The organism is Streptomyces sp. NRRL S-337 (assembly GCF_000720175.1).
Lineage (GTDB): Bacteria > Actinomycetota > Actinomycetes > Streptomycetales > Streptomycetaceae > Streptomyces > Streptomyces siderophoricus.
Genome location: NZ_JOIX01000059.1, coordinates 26,641 through 44,007, shown reverse-complemented (window position 1 = coordinate 44,007; position 17,367 = coordinate 26,641). Strand labels below are relative to the sequence as shown.

Sequence of the window (17,367 nt, the reverse complement as noted above, 5' to 3'; positions counted from 1 at the left end):
CCACCGCACTCTCCACCCCCCAGGTCCCGGCACCGGCCCCGCCCGCCGCCACGGCCGACCCCCGCGTATCCGCCCTCTCGGGCGCCCTGACGTCCGGCGGCGCCGGTCACGCGGCCCCGAACGAACCGGGCCGGCCACCGGCAGCGACCAGTACCTCCCGCCCGCCCGGCGCCTGGACCTCCGCCGCAACCCCCCTGGTGCCCCCGCCCCCGTCTTCTCCGCCCTCCACCGGACCGGACGTCGCCGCCGCCGTCGACGAGGTCAAGAACCTCCTCGACCAGGGCCGGATCACTCACGCCGTGGACATCCTCGGCAACATCCTCCCGGCCGCCGCCGAGCGGCACGGCGCCCACTCCCCGGTCGTCCGCACCCTGCGCAAGCAGTACGCCGCGACCCTCATGGACGACGGGCAGTACCGCCGCGCACTGCCCGAACTCCGGCTGCTGGCCGAGGAGTACGCCAAGGAATCCGGCGCCGGCGCCACCCGCCAGGCCCTCCAGTTCCACTACGAGGCCGCCCAGTGCCTCGAACAGCTCGGCGAGGTCACCCAGGCCCTGGAGGAATTCCGCGCCCTGCTCCCCTACTTCGAGCACTACGCCGACGACCCCCTCCGCCCCCTGGAAATCCGCCGCTCCATCGGCCATCTGCTCCTCGCCCAGGGCGAACGCGGCGCCGCGCAGGAGACCCTCTCCCGCCTCCTCTACGACGCCGAGCGCCTCCACGGCCCCCACCACGCCTTCCCCACCGAACTCCGCCGCACCCTGTACTGGCTGAGCCAGGTGCAGGGTTAGGGGCGCCCGCCGAGACGCTCGTGGTGGCGTGCGCCGTCATGGCGTCCGCTACGGGCATATCCAGCAGTAGAGGTGCTGCCCGCGGCTGACGGCGCGCCGCGCCAGGGCGGCCAGGCCGGTGAGGAAGTGGGCCAGGGAATCCGGGTCGGGCGGGGTGAAGAAGTCGCCGGTGGCGGCCCAGCCCTGGGCGACGTCGGGCAGCAGCGCGGCGTCGAAGGAGGCGAGGGCGTCACGGAACTCGTCGGTGAGGGTGACCGCGACCACCTCGCCCCCGCCGCGCCCGGGTATCAGGCAGCACCGGCGGGGCGAGGTCAGCAGCGTCCTTGCCGCGGTGCCGGTGATGAGGGACTCGCCGGCCGGGCCCGGTGCGGGCTACGGCTTCGGGGCGGCCGCCTCCAGGGCATCGACGGTGCCCGACATGACCGTGCGCAGATGCGCGGTGAGGTGGTCGATCGGCCAGTCCCACCAGGCCAGGTCGACAAGGCGGGCGATGTCCGCGGTGTCGTAGCGGTGGCGGATGACGCGGGCCGGATTGCCGCCGACGATCGCGTAGTCGGGGACGTCGTCGACGACCACGGAGCCGGCCGCGACGACCGCGCCGTGGCCGATCCGGACGCCGGGCATCACCATCGACCGGTGGCCGAACCAGACGTCGTTGCCGACCACCGTGTCACCGCGCCCCGGCAGCCCCGTGATCAGGTCGAAGTGCTCGCTCCAGGAGCCGCCCATGATGGGGAACGGGAACGTCGACGGGCCGTCCATGCGGTGGTTGGCGCCGTTCATCAGGAACCGCACCCCCTCGCCCAGCGCGCAGAACTTCCCGATGACCAGCCTCTCCGGCCCGTAGTGGTAGAGGACGTTGCGGGTCTCGAACGCGGTCGGGTCGTCCGGGTCGTCGTAGTACGTGAAGTCGCCGACCTCGATCAGCGGCGACGTGACCAGCGGCTTCAGCAGGACGACCCGGGGCTGTTCCGGCATCGGGTGGACGACGGTCGGATCGGCGGGCACACCGGCGGGCCCCTCGGGAACAGCGGTCATGGACATCACTCCTCGGACGACTCCTCACGCGACTTCGCGCGCGGGCCATGATCGCTGGCTTCGGTGCCGGGCGCCCGTGAGTTTTCAGAGCCCGGCCGGCTCGCAGGTGACCAGGTAGTCCGCGGTGTCCAGGGGCTGGTCGGTGAAGAACCTGACGACCAGGTCGACCACCGCCTGGGCGCGTTCGAGGGCGACCCAGTGGTCGGACTCGGCGATGGTCAGGAAGCGGCTGTCCTCGATGGTGGCCGCGAACGCCCGCTGCTTCTCGGGCGAGGACACCGTGTCGTGCTCCCCGCAGAAGACCAGCGCGGGCACCCCGGTCAGCCCGCCCGACGGGTTGAGCTCCTCGGTGGCCGAGCGGTCCAGGACCGTGAAGCCGTGCGGGATGTGCGTGACGGCATGCATGATCAGGCGCTTGACGTAGCGGTGCACCAGCTTGCGGTGGCGTACGAAGCGGCTCTCGTCCTGGCACAGCCACAGTTTCAGCGCCAGGTCGACGAACTCCTCCGGCTCACCGGCCGCCATCCGGGCCGCGGCCTGACGCCACAACGCCAACTGCGCATGGGTGATGTGCGCCGGCACCCCGCCGAGCAGCAGCCGCGCGATCCGGTGCGGCCGGCGCTGCGCGAAGGCGAAGGCGATCGCCGAACCGAACGAGTAGCCGAAGAGGTTGACCCGGGCCACGCCGAGGTCGTCGAGGACCTGCTCGACCGCCCGGCACATGGTCGCAAGCCCCTGGTCGGGGCGGAGCGGATCGGCGTTGCCCGAGCCCGGCAGGTCGATGGTGATCAGGCTCGCCAGTGGCGACACCGGCTCGTCGAGGTGCTGCCAGCCGTATTTGTCCTGCAGCGCGCCGCCCAGCACCAGTACCGGTTCGGTCCGGGGCGCCGACTGCCGCACCAGCCGGTAGGAGTAGGACAGCCCGTCCACCCTCAGGGCGTGGACCGCTTCGTTGGTCATGCGTCTCCTTCGCGTGGGTGCCACGCCGGGACCGGCGGGCTCACCCGCGGCTGACGACCAGGGCGGCGTTGTGCCCGCCGAACCCCAGTGAGGTCTTCACCGCGCAGTCCAGCCGCGCCGGCCGGGCTTCCTTGGCCACCACCTCGACGGGGATGTCGGGGTCGGGCGATACGAGGTTCGCCGTCGGCGGCACCAGCTGGTGCTGCACCGCCAGCACGGTGAACGCGGTCTCGATGGCGCCGGCCGCGCCGAGGGTGTGGCCGGTCATGGCTTTGGTCGAGGTGACCAGGGGGTGTTCGCCGAGCACCCGGCGCAGCATGGTGCCCTCGATCCGATCGTTGAGGACCGTCGAGGTGCCGTGCGCGTTGACGTGCCCGATGTCGGCCGGGTCCGCGTCGGCGTCGGCCAGCGCGGCGCGCAGCGCACGTTCGGCGCCGGCACCGTCGGGGTGCGGGGCGACCGGGGCGTACGCGTCGTTGGACGAGCCGTAGCCGGTGATCTCGGCCCTGATCCGGGCGCCGCGGGCCCGGGCGTGCTCGGGCCGCTCCAGGACGAGCAGCCCGGCGCCCTCGCCCAGGACGAAGCCGTCCCGGTCGGCGTCGAACGGGCGGCAGGCCGCGGCCGGGTCGTCCCGCCGGGTGGAGAGGCCCTTCATCTTGCACATGCTCGCCACCAGCAGCCGGGAGCAGGCCGATTCGGCGCCGCCGGCGAGGGCGATGTCGCACATGCCGGCGCGCAGCAGCTGACGGGCCAGGCCGATGGCGTCCGTACCGGAGGCACAGGTGGTGTTCACCGCGAGGCTCGGCCCGCGGGCGGCCAGATCGCGGCAGACGCTCGCCGCGGCGCTGTTGCCCGTGGTGAGCGCGGCCAGCACGGGGGAGACCCGGCGCGGCCCGCGCTCCAGGAGGACGGTGTGCTGCTCGTCGTAGGCGGGGAGCCCGCCGTTGGCGGTCCCGATGAGGACCGCGACCCGGTCGCCGTCCCACTCGGCGGGGTCCAGCCCGGCGTCGGCCACGGCCTCGCGGGCGGCCAGCACCGCCAGTTGGGAGAAACGGTCCATCAGGCGGCGGGAGGCGACGTCCAGGGCCTGGCCGACGTCCAGGCCGTCGACCAGGTACATGAAGTCCGTGGGCAGGTCCTGCAGTTCGGCGGGCCGGCGCACCCCGGACGGTGTGGTGGCGCGGGTGATCTCCCGCCAGCTCGCGCCGGCCCCGGCACCGGCGGCGGTCAGCATGCCCAGACCGGTCACGGCAGCCGCGTACGGCCGCTGCGCGGGGCCGGTCGCGTACCCGCCCGGGACCGGGCGGGACTCCCGGCCCGGGCGGCTCACGCGGCCGCCACGTGCACGGCCGCCAGCAACTGGCCGTAACTGTCCCGGGGCGTCAGCTCGACGTCCTCCAGATCGACCTGGAGACCGTCCTCGATGAGCAGCCGCAGCTCCTCCAGCGCCAGCGAGTCGACCCCCAGCTTCCGCAACGGGACCTCCGGATTCACGGAGAGGGGATCCACCCCGAATTTCGTCGTCAACAGGGTCCGCACCTGTTCCGCGATGTCCACTCCAGCCACCTTTCTCACCGGTTGGGGCCCGCCGGACTATGGGGACAACGCCACAGACGCCGGTTGAGTCACGCCACGCCCGGCGTTCGTGCGGTGCGCCGTGCGGGGCGGGCCGCGGACCGGCCGGATCGGGCGGGCGGCCGGGCGGGTCCGGGTGCGGGACGCAGAAACCGACCCCGGCGCAGATCGTTGGCCGAAGCAGTGGCCTGGGCCACGCCGACTTCATAGCATCGATCACTCAAGGTCGAGACTCCGTCGCACGATCTGCCGGGAGGCCATGTGTTCCGCCGTAGGACAGCGCTCTCCGTATCCACCGCCGCCGCTCTGCTGGCCGCGACGCCGCTGCTCGCCGCCTGCGGGAGCCAGGCGCACCCCGGTGCCGCCGCCGTCGTGGACGGGAAGCGGATCACCGTCGCCCAGCTGCAGGCGAAGGTCCGGGACGTACGGGCCGCGCAGGCCAGGTCCCCGCAGGGCGGCCAGCTGATCACGAACACCGGCCGGCTCAGCCTGGCCACGCTCAACGGCATGATCTTCGACGAGGTGCTGGCGCGCGGCGCCGAGGACGCCGGGGTGACGGTCACCCGCAAGGACGTCCAGACGTGGCGCGGCAAGGCCGAGAAGCAGGCCGGCGGGGCCGAGCGGCTGAAGGCGATGTGGCTGCAGCAGGGCATCGCCCCCGACGACGTCGACGGCACGGTCCGCAACCAGCTGCTGCTCGACGGCATCGCCCGGCACCTCGGCGCGGACCGCGGCAAGCCGCAGGGCCAGCAGAAGCTCGCCCGGTCGCTGGCCCGGACGTCCCGGTCGATGGGGATCGACGTCAATCCGCGCTTCGGCAAGTGGGACGACCAGCAGGTCATCCTCGGCGAGACCAAGGACCCGTGGATCGCCGCCGCCCCGGTGCGGCAGCAGACCTGATCCGGGCGGACGGCGGCGCGGGCGGCGGGACGGCTTGCCGGCCGGACCGGGCGGCAAGCGGGGTCACCGGGCCCGCGGAGGCCACCGGCGGCGGGCGGTGCCGGTGGGGTTGTCGGTGGGGTGCGTTACGTTCGATGGGTGAACGCTGACGCCTCCGCCGCCGACGCCGGCGCCGCCGCCCGCCCCGAGGGCCCCGGCACCGGACGCCTGGTCCTGCTCACCACCAGTCACCGGGTCGCCCCCGGGCTGCTGTCCTGGCCCGCGTGGCAGGTCCTGCGGGCCGCCGAGCGGGTGCTGTGCGCCGATCCGGACCATCCGCAGCTGCCGTATCTGCGCGAGGCCGGCATCGCGGTGGAGACCGCCGCCCCGACCGCCCGCGAGCTGGTCGACTTCTGCGTCCCCGAGGACCGTACGGCCGTCGTGCTGACCTCGGCGGAGGGCGAGAGCGCGCTCACCGACGGCCTGGCCCGGCTGGCCGGCTCCGGCCGCGAGACCATGCCCGACCTCGAGCTGCTGCCCGGCTCCTACGACCTGCCCGGCGCCCGGCTGCTCGACCTCGTCCAGGTCATGGACCAGATCCGCGCGGAGTGCCCCTGGAGCAGCATCCGGACCCACCAGGACCTCGCCAAGTACGGCCTGGAGGAGGCGTACGAGATGGTCGAGGCCATCGAGGCCGGCGACCGGGTCGAGCTGCGCGAGGAGCTGGGGGACGTGCTCCTCCAGGTCGTCTTCCACGCCCGGATCGCACAGGACGACCCGGAGGAGCCGTTCTCCATCGACGACGTGGCGGGCACGATCGTGGAGAAGCTGATCCACCGCCATCCGCATGTCTTCGGGGAGGAGGAGGCGGCGACCCCGGAGGACGTCAAGGCGCACTGGATACGCACCAAGGCCGTCGAGAAGCAGCGCGGATCGGTGACCGAGGGCGTGCCGCTGGCCCAGCCCGGCCTTGCCCTGGCGGCGAAGCTGGCGTCGCGGGCGCGCACGGCGGGCCTGGACGTGCCGCTGCCGGCCGGCCGGGGCATCGGGTACGAGCTCCTGGCCATGGCGCTCCGCGCCGAGGCGGAGGGCACCGACCCGGAGGCGGCGCTCCGCGCGGCGGCCCGCGCCTACCGCGACGCGGTGCTGGCGGCGGAGGGCGGCACCCCTTAGTACCGTTGGTGCAGGGCGTGTTGAGGGGGCGGGCGTGGAAGCGGAGTTGGCGGCGCTGGCGGGCGCGGGGGCGAGCGCGGTGGTGCAGGCCATGGCGACGGACACCTGGGCCGACGTCCGGCTGAGGGTCTCGGAGCTCTTCCGGCGGGCGGCGGCCGACGCTCCCGCCGAGGCAGCGGCCCAAACCCCCACCGAGGCGGCGGACGCGGCAATGACGGCCGCCCCGCCGCGGCCGGCGGAAGAGCCGTCTCCCGCTGCGCCGCCGGAGTCGTCGGACGAGGTGACCGCGCGCTGGCAGGCCAGTCTGCGCGGCCTGCTGGAGCAGCACCCCGAGGCCGCGGTCGAACTCCGGGCGCTCTGCGAGGAGTTGACCGGCGAGACGGCCGGGGAGGTGGCGGGCGAGCGGTCCGGGGAAGTGGCCGACGGGTCGGCCGCCGGGCCGGGCGACAGTCACCCCGTCCCACCGGTGCACAACTCCGTCACCGGCGGCCTTCAGGGCCACGTCGTCCAGGCCTCCTCCATCAACTCGCTGACGTTCCAGACGGGTTCGCTTCAAGGCGCGCTGCCCGACCCCGACGGCTGGCCGCGGGCCGAGGACGTCGACCCGGTCGCCCTGGGCGTGCGCCCCACGCACCGGATCCCGGCCCTCCCGGCGCTGCCGCCGTACGTCCTCCGGGACCGCGACGACACCCTCATCGCGGCGGTCACCCGGGCCCGGGAGGCCGGCGGTCTGGTGCTGGTGCTCGGGGAGCCGTTCTCCGGCAAGTCGCGTACCGCGCTGGAGGTGATGGCCCAGGCGCTCGCCGGATTCCGGGTGTTCGCGCCCGCGCGCGGCGCCGACCTGCGTGGTCTGCCCGCCCTGTTACAGGGGCGCCCGGGCCGGTACGTCCTCTGGCTGGACGACCTCGACGGGTATCTCGGGGACGCGGCAGGCGGGGGCGGGGGCGGCGGCCTGGAGCCGAGACTGCTGGCCCAGCTGACCGCGCTGGGCGTGACCGTCCTCGCCACGATGCGCGAGGACGCCTACGACGAGCACCGGCACACCCCGCACGGCCGGGTGCTGGACCTGGCGACCGTCATCGAGCTGGCCCGCGAGTGGAGCCCGGGCGAGCAGGCCGGTCTGGCACAGCAGGCCGGGCTGGCACAGCAGGACGGGCGGACCGGCGACCCGCGGCTGGTCGACGCGCTCTTTTCCAGCGGCCAGGAAGGCGCGGCAGCCTATCTGACGCTCGGGCCGCTGCTCTGGGAGGAGTGGTGGCGGGCCCGCCGCGCCGACCGCCACCCGCGCGGCCACGCCCTGGTCCGGGCCGCCCTCGACCTGGCCCGCTGCGGGCTGCGCCGCCCGCTGCCGATGGACCTGCTGGTCAAGGTGCACGAGGGCTATGCGGACGTCACCGGGATGGACCGGGAGCCGCTGGCGGACGCCTGGGCGTGGGCGACGGAGCGGCGCCACGGCCTGCTGCGGCTCCTGGTCCGGGGTACCGGCGACACCTGGCGTGTCGCGCCCGTCCTCCGGCACGCGGCCGAGTGGCACGACACCCTGCCGCCGGTGGACGGCCGGATCTGGCGCTTCGCCCTGGCTGTGGCGCGGACGGACGAGGCATACGACTACCCGGCGATCGCGGCCGCCGCCCGTAAGGCATTCCGGCGGGCCGCCGAGGCCGGGGACGACACGGCGTTGCACAACCTCGGGTTGCTGGCCGAGTCACTGGGGGAGCGGGCGGAGGCCGAGGAGTGGTACCGGCGCGCGGCGGACGCGGGGCGGACGGAGGCCGCGGGGCGGCTGGGCCGGATGCTGGCCGACCGGGGCGAGGGCAAGGCCGCCGAACCGTATCTGGAGCTCGCCGCGGAGGCGGGCGACGCGGAGGCGGCGACGCTACTGGGGAAGCTGCTGCGGGAGCGGGCGGAGCGCTGGCTGGGCGTCGGGAAGGAGGGCGGGAGCGTGGAGGCGACGTACCTGTGGGGCGATCTGCGGCTGGCCGCCGGGGACGACACCGACGCCTTCGACAGCTACCACGACGCGACCCTCGCCGGCTGCGCCGATGCCGCGGGGCGCTACGGCAGCCTGATCCTGCTGTGGAACGACCGCACGATGGCCGAGGTGTGGTTGCGGCGCGCCGCCGACGCCGGTGACAAGCAGGCGGCGGAGCGGGTGTACGACAACTTCGAGGCGCCGCCGTCGATAGACACGATCGAATCCGAACTCCAGGAGCATGCCGCCGGGGGCAGGCCCCTCGCCGCCGCCAACTACGGCGTCTTCCTTGAGCTCCAGGACCGTCCGGACGAGGCCCGCCCCTGGTACGAGAAGGCCTACGAATCCGGCGACCCGCACGGCGCCTTCCGCCTCGCCGAGCTGCACAAGAAGGCCGATGAGCCCGCCGAGGCCCGGGCCTGGTACCGCAAGGCCGCCGCCCTGGGCCACCCCGGTGCCGAGCGGGTCCTCGGCGAGGAGTCGGGCGAGGGCGGGGCCCCGGACGGGGACATCGTCAGCGCGTGACCGCCACCGTCGCCGCGGCCGGCTCCTGCTCCTGCGCCGCCCCGTCCCGCCGGGCGCGGCGGCGCGCCAGCCGGTCCAGCAGCCACACCGCCACCGCGGCCGCCGCCAGCCCGGCCCCCATGGCGCACACCCAGGACCAGCCCCCGGCGGACCACACCACCGAGGTCAGTGCCGAGCCGACCGCGCCGCCCGCGAAGTAGCTGGTCATGTAGGCGGAGTTGAGGCGGTTACGGGCCTCGGGGCGGACGCCGTAGATCAGGTTCTGGTTGCTGACGTGCATGCCCTGGGCGGCGAGGTCCAGCACGATCACCCCGGCCAGCAGCGCCGCCAGCGACCAGGTGCCGCCCGACCCGCCCAGCGCGAGCAGCCCCCAGGAGCCGAGCAGCAGGAAGGCCGCGGCGCCGGCGACATGGTGGACCAGTCCGCGGTCCGCCAGCCGGCCGGCGGCGGAGGCGGAGAGCGAACCGGCCGCGCCGACCAGCCCCAGCAGACCGATGGCGGACTCCTGCCAGCCGTAGGCCGGCCCCGACATCAGGAACGCCAGCGCCGTCCACAGCGCGCTGAAGCCCGCGAAGGTCAGCGCGCCCAGCACCGCCCGCCACCGCAGCACCGGCTCATGGGCGAACAGCGCGAGGGTGGAGCGCAGCAGCGCCGGGTAGCGCAGTCCGGCCGTGGTGCGCAGGGCCGGCAGCCGGAGCCGCAGCAGGACGGCCATCAGCGCCATCAGCCCGGCGTTGACCCAGTACGCGGTGCGCCAGCCGCCCAGCTCGGCGAGGGTTCCGGAGGCCGTACGGGCGAGCAGGATGCCGAGCAGCAGACCGGTCATGAGGGTGCCGACGGTCCGGCCGCGCTCCTCGGGGGCGGCGAGGGTGGCCGCGTACGGCATGACGACCTGCGCCGCGACCGAGGCCAGGCCGGTCAGCGCGGTGCCGGTCAGCAGCAGGGCGGCGCTGGTCGCGCTCGCCGTCACGGTGAGGAAGACGGCGGTCGCCGCGCACAGCGTAACGGCCAGCCGCCGCCGCTCCACCAGGTCCCCGAGCGGGACGAGCAGCAGCAGCCCGAGGCCGTAGCCGATCTGTGCGACGGTCACCACCAGCGCGGCGGTGGACGCCGAAAGCCCCAGGTCATGGCCGATGACGTCGAGCAGCGGCTGGGCGAAGTAGTTGCCCGCGACGGACAGACCGGTGGCGACGGACATCAGCAGCAGCGTGCCGCGGCCCAGCCGTCCCGGTCGGCCCTGCGCGGACCGGTGTGCGTCCTCGGCTGTCATACCTGACCTCCCCGTTCGTGCCCGCGACCACCGTGGCGGCGGGCACCACCCAGCGTCGGGCAGCCGGCACTGATGAGTCCAACACATCGTTTTCATCGGACCCATCTCGAATCACGATTGATCTCGGATGGCGATCGATGCTCCCGCCGGTGGCAGGATCGGTGGGCATGGAGCTCCAGCAGATGCGCTACGTCGTGGCGGTGGCCGAAACGGGCGGGTTCACCCGGGCCGCCGAGCGGTGCCACGTGGTGCAGTCGGCCCTCAGCCACCAGATCGCCCGGCTGGAGAAGGAGCTCGGGGCGCGGCTCTTCGACCGGACCAGCCGCAGCGTCCGGCTGACCGCCGCCGGCGAGGCGTTCGTCCCCGTGGCGCGGCAGGCGCTGGCGGCGGCCGAGCGGGCCCGGGCCGAGGTGGCGGCGGCGACCGGGGAGGTGCGCGGCCGGCTGGCGGTGGGCGCCATCTCGACCGTGGCGGCCGTCGATCTCGCCCGTGAGCTGGGCGATTTCCGCACTCGCTATCCGCGGGTGCGGGTCGGCCTGCAGATGGAGATGAGCGATCCGCTCATCGAGAAGGTGCGGGAGGGGACGCTGGACGTCGCCTTCGTCGGGCTGGTGCCGGACGCCCGCCCGTCCGGCGTACGGGAGCGGGTGCTGGCCCGCGGCGAGCTGGTGGCCGTCGTGCCGCCGGGGCATGCGCTGGCGGGGCGGGAGTGGACGACGCTGGCGCGGCTGGCGCGGGAGACCTTCGTGGACTTCACGGCCGGGTCGGCGGCCCGGCGCCAGCGCGACGAGGCGTTCCGGGCGGCCGGGCTGTCGTCGGAGGTGTCCTTCGAGGTGACCACGGTGGAGTTCCTGGCGAAGCTGGTGCGGGCCGGGCTGGGCATCGGCATGGTCCCGGAGGCCATCGCCGCCGAGCTGTCCGGGCTGCACATCGTGCGGGCGCGGCCGGCGCCGGAGCGTACGGAGCGGGTGGTGTGGAGCGCCCTGGGGCCGTCACCGGCGGCGGTGGCCTTTCTGGAGGGGCTGGGGGTGGATCCGGGCGCCTCCTGAGGGGGCCAGCGGGTGCCCCGGGGCGGGGCCGCCGTCCGTGCGCCGGGCGTCTTCCGGGGCGGTTACGGTCAGAGGGTGCACGACAAGCCCCACCCCACCCCTGCGGCCCCCCCGCCCGCCGACAGCGCTCCGGACCGCCCCGCGGGCTGCCCGGCGGACCGGCCGGTCCCGCCCGCGCCCGCGCTGTTCACCTGGGAGTTCGCGTCCGACCCGTACCCGGCGTACGCCTGGCTGCGCGAGTACGCGCCGGTGCACCGCACCGCGCTGCCCAGCGGGGTCGAGGCATGGCTGGTGACCCGCTACACCGAGGCGCGGCAGGCGCTGGCCGACGCCCGGCTCTCCAAGAACCCGGTGCACCACAGCGAGTCCGCGCACGGCAAGGGCAAGGTCGGCATCCCGGGGGAGCGCAGCGCCAACCTGATGACGCATCTGCTCAACATCGACCCGCCGGACCACACCCGGCTGCGCCGGCTGGTCAGCAAGGCGTTCACACCCCGTCGGGTCGCCGAGTTCGCGCCCCGCGTGCAGGAGCTGACCGATCACCTCATCGACGGGTTCGCCGGCCGCGGCGAGGCCGATCTCATCCACGAGTTCGCCTTCCCACTGCCGATCTACGCGATCTGTGACCTGCTGGGCGTCCCGCGCGAGGACCAGGACGACTTCCGGGACTGGGCGGGGATGATGATCCGGCACGGCGGAGGGCCGCGCGGCGGGGTCGCGCGGTCGGTGAAGAAGATGCGCGGCTATCTCGCCGAGCTGATCCACCGCAAGCGGGAGGCGCTGCCCGACGGGCCGACGCCCGGAGAGGACCTGATCTCCGGGCTGATCCGGGCCTCGGACCACGGTGAGCACCTCACCGAGAACGAGGCCGCCGCGATGGCGTTCATCCTGCTCTTCGCCGGTTTCGAGACCACCGTCAACCTCATCGGCAACGGCCTCCACGCCCTGCTCGGCCACCCCGCCCAGCGCGAGCTGCTGCAGAAGTCGCTGGCGGCGGGCGACACCGGGCTGCTGACCACCGGCGTCGAGGAACTGCTCCGCTTCGACGGCCCCGTGGAGCTCGCGACCTGGCGGTTCGCCACCGAGGAGCTGACCCTCGGCGGCCGGCGGATCGCCGAGGGGGACCCCGTCCTGGTCGTCCTGGCCGCCGCCGACCGCGACCCGGCGCGCTTCCCCGAGCCGGACGTGCTCGACCTGACCCGGCGTGACAATCAGCACCTGGGCTACGGGCACGGCATCCACTACTGCCTGGGCGCCCCGCTCGCCCGGCTCGAAGGCCAGACTGCGCTCGCCACGCTGCTGACCCGGCTTCCGGACATCCGGCTTGCGGTGGAACCGGGCGAATTGCGCTGGCGGGGCGGGCTCATCATGCGCGGACTGCGGTCGCTGCCGGTGGAGTTCGCGCCCGAGCGGCCCTGACCAGCGGCGAAGGCCGGTGGTGACAGAGCGTCAGGACGTGACCTGCGCGTGATCTTTGCTACACCGACTTGTGACTACCCGTGACCCCGGCTACCTTTCGATCCACGATCAACGGCTCCTCGAACACACAGCCGAGGAAACCGCCCGATCGCGACAACTCAACCGCCGCGCGAAAGGCATCCGCATGCGTTCCGGGAACGGCCGACACCGTCGCCCCCGTCAAGCACCGGCCATCTTTGTCACGGCGGGAGTGACCGGCTCGGCACTCGCACTGCCCCTGCTCTCCGCCAGTGGCGCGCACGCCGCCGACACCGCGACCTGGGACCGGGTCGCCCAGTGCGAGAGCGGCGGCATCTGGAGCTCGGACACGGGCAACGGCTTCTACGGCGGCCTCCAGCTCACCCAGGACATGTGGGACCGGCACGGCGGCGGGGCCTATGCCTCGCGGCCCGACCTCGCCAGCCGCGCTCAGCAGATCGCGGTGGCCGAGACGATCCTCGACGACCTCGGCCCGGACGCCTGGCCGAGCTGCGCGGTGAACGCCGGCCTGACGAAGGACGGCCGGGCGCCGCAGGTCGACCCGGGCGGCACCAGCACCCCGATACCCGACCCGTCGGACGACGACGGTTCCACCGGCTCCACCGGGATGCACGACGGGACCGCCGACGACCCCGGTGGCGACACGGGCGACGGGCCGGCCGGTGACGAGCCGTCGCAGTCCACGCCGTCCCCGTCCACTCCCGCCCCCTCGGACTCCGCCGGCACCGGCGAGTCGTCCCCCGGCCCCGAACGGACCTCCGGTTCGTCCGGGCCCTCCGGCGACGCGACGCCGGGCGACCGGGGCGAGGACCCTGGCGAGGACCCGTCCGGCACCCCCGGCCCCTCCCACGACGGCAGCGGCACGGACGACGGCAGCGGCACGGGCTCCGCGGACGGCACGGCCTCCGGCGGGGCGCAGGACGGGTCGCAGGGCGGTACGGGGACGGACGGCCTGCCGGGCGGTTCGGGCCGGCACCGCGGCGACGCGGACCCGGGCGAGGAGGACGGCACCGGCCGGACGACCGGCGGGCGGCACGCCTCGCGCGGTGACGACGCGCACCGCACGCCCCCGGCGGGCGGCGACGGGTACACCGTGCAGCCGGGTGACAGCCTGTCAGCGATCGCCCAGGCGCACCGGCTGCCGGGTGGCTGGCCGGCGCTCTACGACCGCAACGAGGACGTCGTCGGCTCCGACGCGGACCTGATCCAACCAGGTCAGCAGCTCGATCTCGGGCAGTCCGCAGGGTAGTTCGCCGGTTTCGGCCCGCTTTGGCGAAAGTGAGACAAGCGTCTCGTTGTGGGGTGGTGGGCCCCGAAGGGTCCACCGCCGTCGCACCGGTCCCCACCTGCGGGTTTATGACCCCTCCGTGATCAAAAATGGTCAACTCGGGCCAGTTGGGGGGGTTTGAACACCACGGGGATTCCTGATTACGGTCATCACCGCTCGCCAAAGCGGGCCCCTTCGATCACACGCCGAATCCTGCCGGTGGTCGGAGGCAGTTGACGCGCAAGCGCCGTAGGCAGGAGCGGGGGAACCAAGGTAGGCGCCGGCCAGGCCCGTGAAAGCGGGTCAGCCGGCTTGGGGTGAAGCCCGGTGCCCATGGCACCGGCCGGGCGACTCATCAGTCCGAACCCGACAGCTCACCTCGTAGGCGTCGGTGAGGAAACGAACGAACCATGCTGATCATCAAGGGCAAGCACCGTCGTCCCTCCAAGGCCGTCCGCGTCGCCACGCTCGCCGGTGTCGCCGGTGCCGCCGTGGCCGTCCCGCTGATGGGCGCCACCTCCGCTTCCGCCGCCTCCGTCGCCACCTGGGACAAGGTCGCCCAGTGCGAGTCCGGCGGCAACTGGTCGATCAACACCGGTAACGGCTACTACGGTGGCCTGCAGTTCTCCAACTCCAGCTGGGCCGCCGCCGGCGGCACCAAGTACGCGCCGCGCGCGGACCTCGCCACCAAGTCCCAGCAGATCGCCGCCGCCGAGAGGCTCCTCGCCCTCCAGGGCCCGGGCGCCTGGTCCTGCGCCGGCGCCGGCGGCCTGACCTCCGGGGGCCCGTCCCCCGACCTGAACACCAGCGCCCCGGTGACCAAGTCCGCGCCGGCGAAGAGCGACGCGGCCGTCAAGCGCACCCCGGCCGCCCCGAAGCACGAGAGCGCCCCGGCCGCCCCGAAGAAGAACCAGGGCCACGGCAACTACACCGTCAAGGCGGGCGACACCCTCGCCAAGATCGCCAAGGCGCACGGCACCCACTGGAAGGCCGTCTACGCCGCCAACAAGTCCGTCATCGGCGGCAACCCCAACCTGATCTTCCCGGGCCAGAAGCTCAACGTCTGAGCCGTCCCCACACCGGGACACCCCTGCTGAGACCGGCCCCGTCCGGCGCGCCCCTCCCCCCGGCGCGCCGCGGCGGGGCTTCTCCGTATCCCCACCGTCGTCCCCGCCGACATCCCCCCGTCCGCGCCACCGCCGGCCGGACGCTCCGCCGGACTTTCCCCGCTCGGCGAACAATGCGGCAAACCTCCTGTGAGCTGGGCCTTTGTGGTGCTTGTGGGGTTATTCCGTCCCACGGAGCGGGCCAAGGGCAGGCGGACGCTCCCCGGGCCGTTAGGCTCGTGCTGCTGAACTCCAGACACCCATGAAGGAGACAACGTGCCGTCCATCGACGTCGTCGTAGCCCGCGAAATTCTCGACTCGCGAGGTAATCCCACGGTCGAGGTCGAGGTCGGCCTCGACGACGGCAGCACCGGCCGTGCCGCCGTGCCGTCCGGCGCCTCGACCGGCGCCTTCGAGGCCATCGAGCTCCGCGACGGCGACCCCAACCGCTACCTCGGCAAGGGCGTGGAGAAGGCCGTCCTGGCCGTCATCGAGCAGATCGGCCCGGAGCTCGTCGGCTACGACGCGACCGAGCAGCGGCTGATCGACCAGGCCATGTTCGACCTGGACGCCACCGACAACAAGGGCTCGCTCGGCGCCAACGCCATCCTCGGCGTCTCCCTCGCCGTCGCGCACGCCGCCTCCGAGGCCAGCGACCTCCCGCTGTTCCGCTACCTGGGCGGCCCGAACGCGCACGTCCTGCCCGTGCCGATGATGAACATCCTGAACGGCGGCTCGCACGCCGACTCCAACGTGGACATCCAGGAGTTCATGATCGCCCCGATCGGCGCGGAGTCCTTCTCCGAGGCGCTGCGCTGGGGCGCCGAGGTCTACCACACCCTCAAGAAGGTCCTGAAGGAGCGCGGTCTGTCGACCGGCCTGGGCGACGAGGGCGGCTTCGCCCCGAACCTCGGCTCCAACCGCGAGGCCCTCGACCTCATCCTGGAAGCCATCAAGCAGGCCGGCTACGCCCCCGGCCAGGACATCGCGCTCGCCCTGGACGTCGCCGCCTCCGAGTTCTACAAGGACGGCTCGTACCAGTTCGAGGGCCAGTCCCGCTCGGCCGCCCAGATGACCGAGTACTACGAGGAGCTCGTCGACGCCTACCCGCTGGTCTCCATCGAGGACCCGCTGTTCGAGGACGACTGGGCCGGCTGGAAGGTCATCACCGACAAGCTCGGCGCCAAGGTCCAGCTGGTCGGCGACGACCTGTTCGTCACCAACCCCGAGCGCCTGGCCCGCGGCATCGAGGAGGGCTCCGCCAACGCCCTCCTGGTCAAGGTCAACCAGATCGGCTCGCTGACCGAGACCCTGGACGCCGTCGAGCTGGCCCAGCGCAACGGCTTCAAGTGCATGATGTCGCACCGCTCCGGCGAGACCGAGGACGTCACCATCGCCGACCTCGCCGTCGCCACCAACTGCGGCCAGATCAAGACCGGTGCCCCGGCCCGCTCCGAGCGCGTCGCCAAGTACAACCAGCTGCTGCGCATCGAGGAGATCCTCGACGACGCCGCGGTGTACGCCGGCCGCAGCGCGTTCCCCCGCTTCAAGGGCTGACGCCCCGGAAGGCGACGTCCCGCGGTTCCGCCAGGGCGGCCCGGCCCGAGGCCCGAAAGGGCTGATCGGGCGAGCCGACCGCCCAGCGCCCCGTACGTCCCCGGCGACGGTCCCGTACCGTTGCCGGGGACGTACCTGCTTGAAGCAGACCGGCGTCCGTCAGTGAAGGGGAGACGACGTGCCCGCGGACCGGTTCTCGACCGCGACCCGACTCAAGGCGCTCGGCGAGCAGGCCGCCGCCCGCGTCTACCGCGCCCGGCCGGCCCGCCGCAACCGCCTCACCGGCCGCGCCGCCCTGCTGGCCCTGGTGATGTGCTCGCTGGTGGTCGCGCTCGCGTACCCGATAAGGCAGTACGTCTCCCAGCGCTCCGACATCGCCGACCAGCGCCGCAAGGCCCGCGACGCGGGCGCCGAGCTGGACCGGCTGCGCGAGCAGAAGGCCCGCTGGCAGGACCCCGAGTACGTCCGCCAGCAGGCCCGCCGGCACCTGCACTACGTCATGCCGGGCGAGACCGGGTACATCGTCCAGGACGGCTCCGGCACCGCCGCCGCCCCGAAGGGGACGCGGGCCGCGCTGCGCCCCTGGTACGACAACCTGTGGCACGCGGTCGACGCGGCCGACAAGCGGTAGCGCCGGCTCCGGCCGGGCCGCCGGTGTGCCCGGCCCGTACCGCCGGCGCGCGCGGCCCCGTACTGTCGACAGGGACGGCGCGCACCGCCGTACCGCTGTTCCGCCGTCCCGCCGTT

15 protein-coding genes, 1 pseudogene and 1 riboswitch are annotated in these 17,367 nt (G+C 73.8%); of the genes and pseudogenes, 10 read left to right on the top strand and 6 right to left on the bottom strand.

From position 1 onward, the window contains the following. Positions 1–791 (top strand): annotated as a pseudogene (locus IG62_RS42485) (serine/threonine protein kinase); the annotation flags it as partial. 48 nt (positions 792–839) lie between these two features. On the opposite strand, the gene IG62_RS0130450 reads toward IG62_RS42485, so the two are convergent. The 5 genes from IG62_RS0130450 to IG62_RS0130430 form a co-directional block, all read right to left on the bottom strand. After that, the gene (locus IG62_RS0130450) at positions 840–1,055 is read right to left on the bottom strand and encodes a hypothetical protein (RefSeq protein WP_051798799.1); all 216 of its coding nucleotides are present in this window, start codon (positions 1,053–1,055) and stop codon (positions 840–842) included. Between the two features lie 108 nt (positions 1,056–1,163). Beyond that, positions 1,164–1,829, bottom strand: a complete 666-nt coding sequence (locus tag IG62_RS0130445) for a CatB-related O-acetyltransferase (RefSeq protein ID WP_030810453.1) — start codon at positions 1,827–1,829, stop codon at positions 1,164–1,166. Between the two features lie 84 nt (positions 1,830–1,913). Further along, entirely contained in the window at positions 1,914–2,789 is an 876-nt protein-coding gene (locus tag IG62_RS0130440) for an alpha/beta fold hydrolase (protein WP_030810450.1), read from the bottom strand. 40 nt (positions 2,790–2,829) lie between these two features. Next, positions 2,830–4,038, bottom strand: a complete 1,209-nt coding sequence (locus IG62_RS0130435) for a beta-ketoacyl-[acyl-carrier-protein] synthase family protein (RefSeq protein WP_030810447.1) — start codon at positions 4,036–4,038, stop codon at positions 2,830–2,832. A 77-nt stretch (positions 4,039–4,115) separates the two neighbouring features. Further along, the gene (locus IG62_RS0130430; protein WP_030414316.1) at positions 4,116–4,346 is read right to left on the bottom strand and encodes an acyl carrier protein; all 231 of its coding nucleotides are present in this window, start codon (positions 4,344–4,346) and stop codon (positions 4,116–4,118) included. A 279-nt stretch (positions 4,347–4,625) separates the two neighbouring features. Between IG62_RS0130430 and IG62_RS0130425 the strand changes: the two genes are divergently transcribed. The 3 genes from IG62_RS0130425 to IG62_RS43470 all read left to right on the top strand — a co-directional run bounded on the left by IG62_RS0130425 (position 4,626) and on the right by IG62_RS43470 (position 8,913). After that, positions 4,626–5,264, top strand: coding sequence for a SurA N-terminal domain-containing protein (locus tag IG62_RS0130425; RefSeq protein WP_030810443.1), 639 nt, complete (start codon positions 4,626–4,628; stop codon positions 5,262–5,264). Between the two features lie 138 nt (positions 5,265–5,402). Beyond that, positions 5,403–6,416, top strand: coding sequence for a nucleoside triphosphate pyrophosphohydrolase (locus IG62_RS0130420; protein ID WP_030810439.1), 1,014 nt, complete (start codon positions 5,403–5,405; stop codon positions 6,414–6,416). 34 nt (positions 6,417–6,450) lie between these two features. After that, positions 6,451–8,913 carry a tetratricopeptide repeat protein gene (locus tag IG62_RS43470; protein ID WP_051798798.1) on the top strand — a complete coding sequence of 821 codons (2,463 nt, stop codon included), beginning with the start codon at positions 6,451–6,453 and terminating at the stop codon, positions 8,911–8,913. On the opposite strand, the gene IG62_RS0130410 is transcribed toward IG62_RS43470, so the two are convergent. Next, positions 8,903–10,183 (bottom strand): MFS transporter, encoded by a 1,281-nt coding sequence (locus IG62_RS0130410; RefSeq protein ID WP_051798796.1) that lies wholly within the window; start codon positions 10,181–10,183, stop codon positions 8,903–8,905. The genes IG62_RS43470 and IG62_RS0130410 overlap by 11 nt on opposite strands. A gap of 167 nt (positions 10,184–10,350) precedes the next feature. Between IG62_RS0130410 and IG62_RS0130405 the strand changes: the two genes are divergently transcribed. From IG62_RS0130405 to IG62_RS0130380, 6 genes are all read left to right on the top strand, one after another. Next, positions 10,351–11,232, top strand: a complete 882-nt coding sequence (locus IG62_RS0130405; protein ID WP_030810430.1) for a LysR family transcriptional regulator — start codon at positions 10,351–10,353, stop codon at positions 11,230–11,232. 75 nt (positions 11,233–11,307) lie between these two features. Then, entirely contained in the window at positions 11,308–12,651 is a 1,344-nt protein-coding gene (locus tag IG62_RS0130400) for a cytochrome P450 (RefSeq protein ID WP_030810427.1), read from the top strand. 250 nt (positions 12,652–12,901) lie between these two features. Continuing rightward, a complete protein-coding gene (locus IG62_RS0130395; protein ID WP_324604659.1) occupies positions 12,902–13,939 on the top strand; it encodes a transglycosylase family protein in 1,038 nt (345 codons plus the stop codon). A 212-nt stretch (positions 13,940–14,151) separates the two neighbouring features. Then, a riboswitch (cyclic di-AMP (ydaO/yuaA leader) is annotated at positions 14,152–14,360 on the top strand. A 7-nt stretch (positions 14,361–14,367) separates the two neighbouring features. Beyond that, the gene (locus IG62_RS0130390; protein WP_030810420.1) at positions 14,368–15,024 is read left to right on the top strand and encodes a transglycosylase family protein; all 657 of its coding nucleotides are present in this window, start codon (positions 14,368–14,370) and stop codon (positions 15,022–15,024) included. Between the two features lie 315 nt (positions 15,025–15,339). Next, positions 15,340–16,620, top strand: a complete 1,281-nt coding sequence (eno, locus tag IG62_RS0130385; RefSeq protein WP_030414325.1) for a phosphopyruvate hydratase — start codon at positions 15,340–15,342, stop codon at positions 16,618–16,620. 178 nt (positions 16,621–16,798) lie between these two features. Further along, on the top strand, positions 16,799–17,251 hold the full coding sequence (locus tag IG62_RS0130380) for an FtsB family cell division protein (protein ID WP_030810418.1): 453 nt from the start codon (positions 16,799–16,801) through the stop codon (positions 17,249–17,251). Positions 17,252–17,367 lie beyond the last annotated feature (116 nt).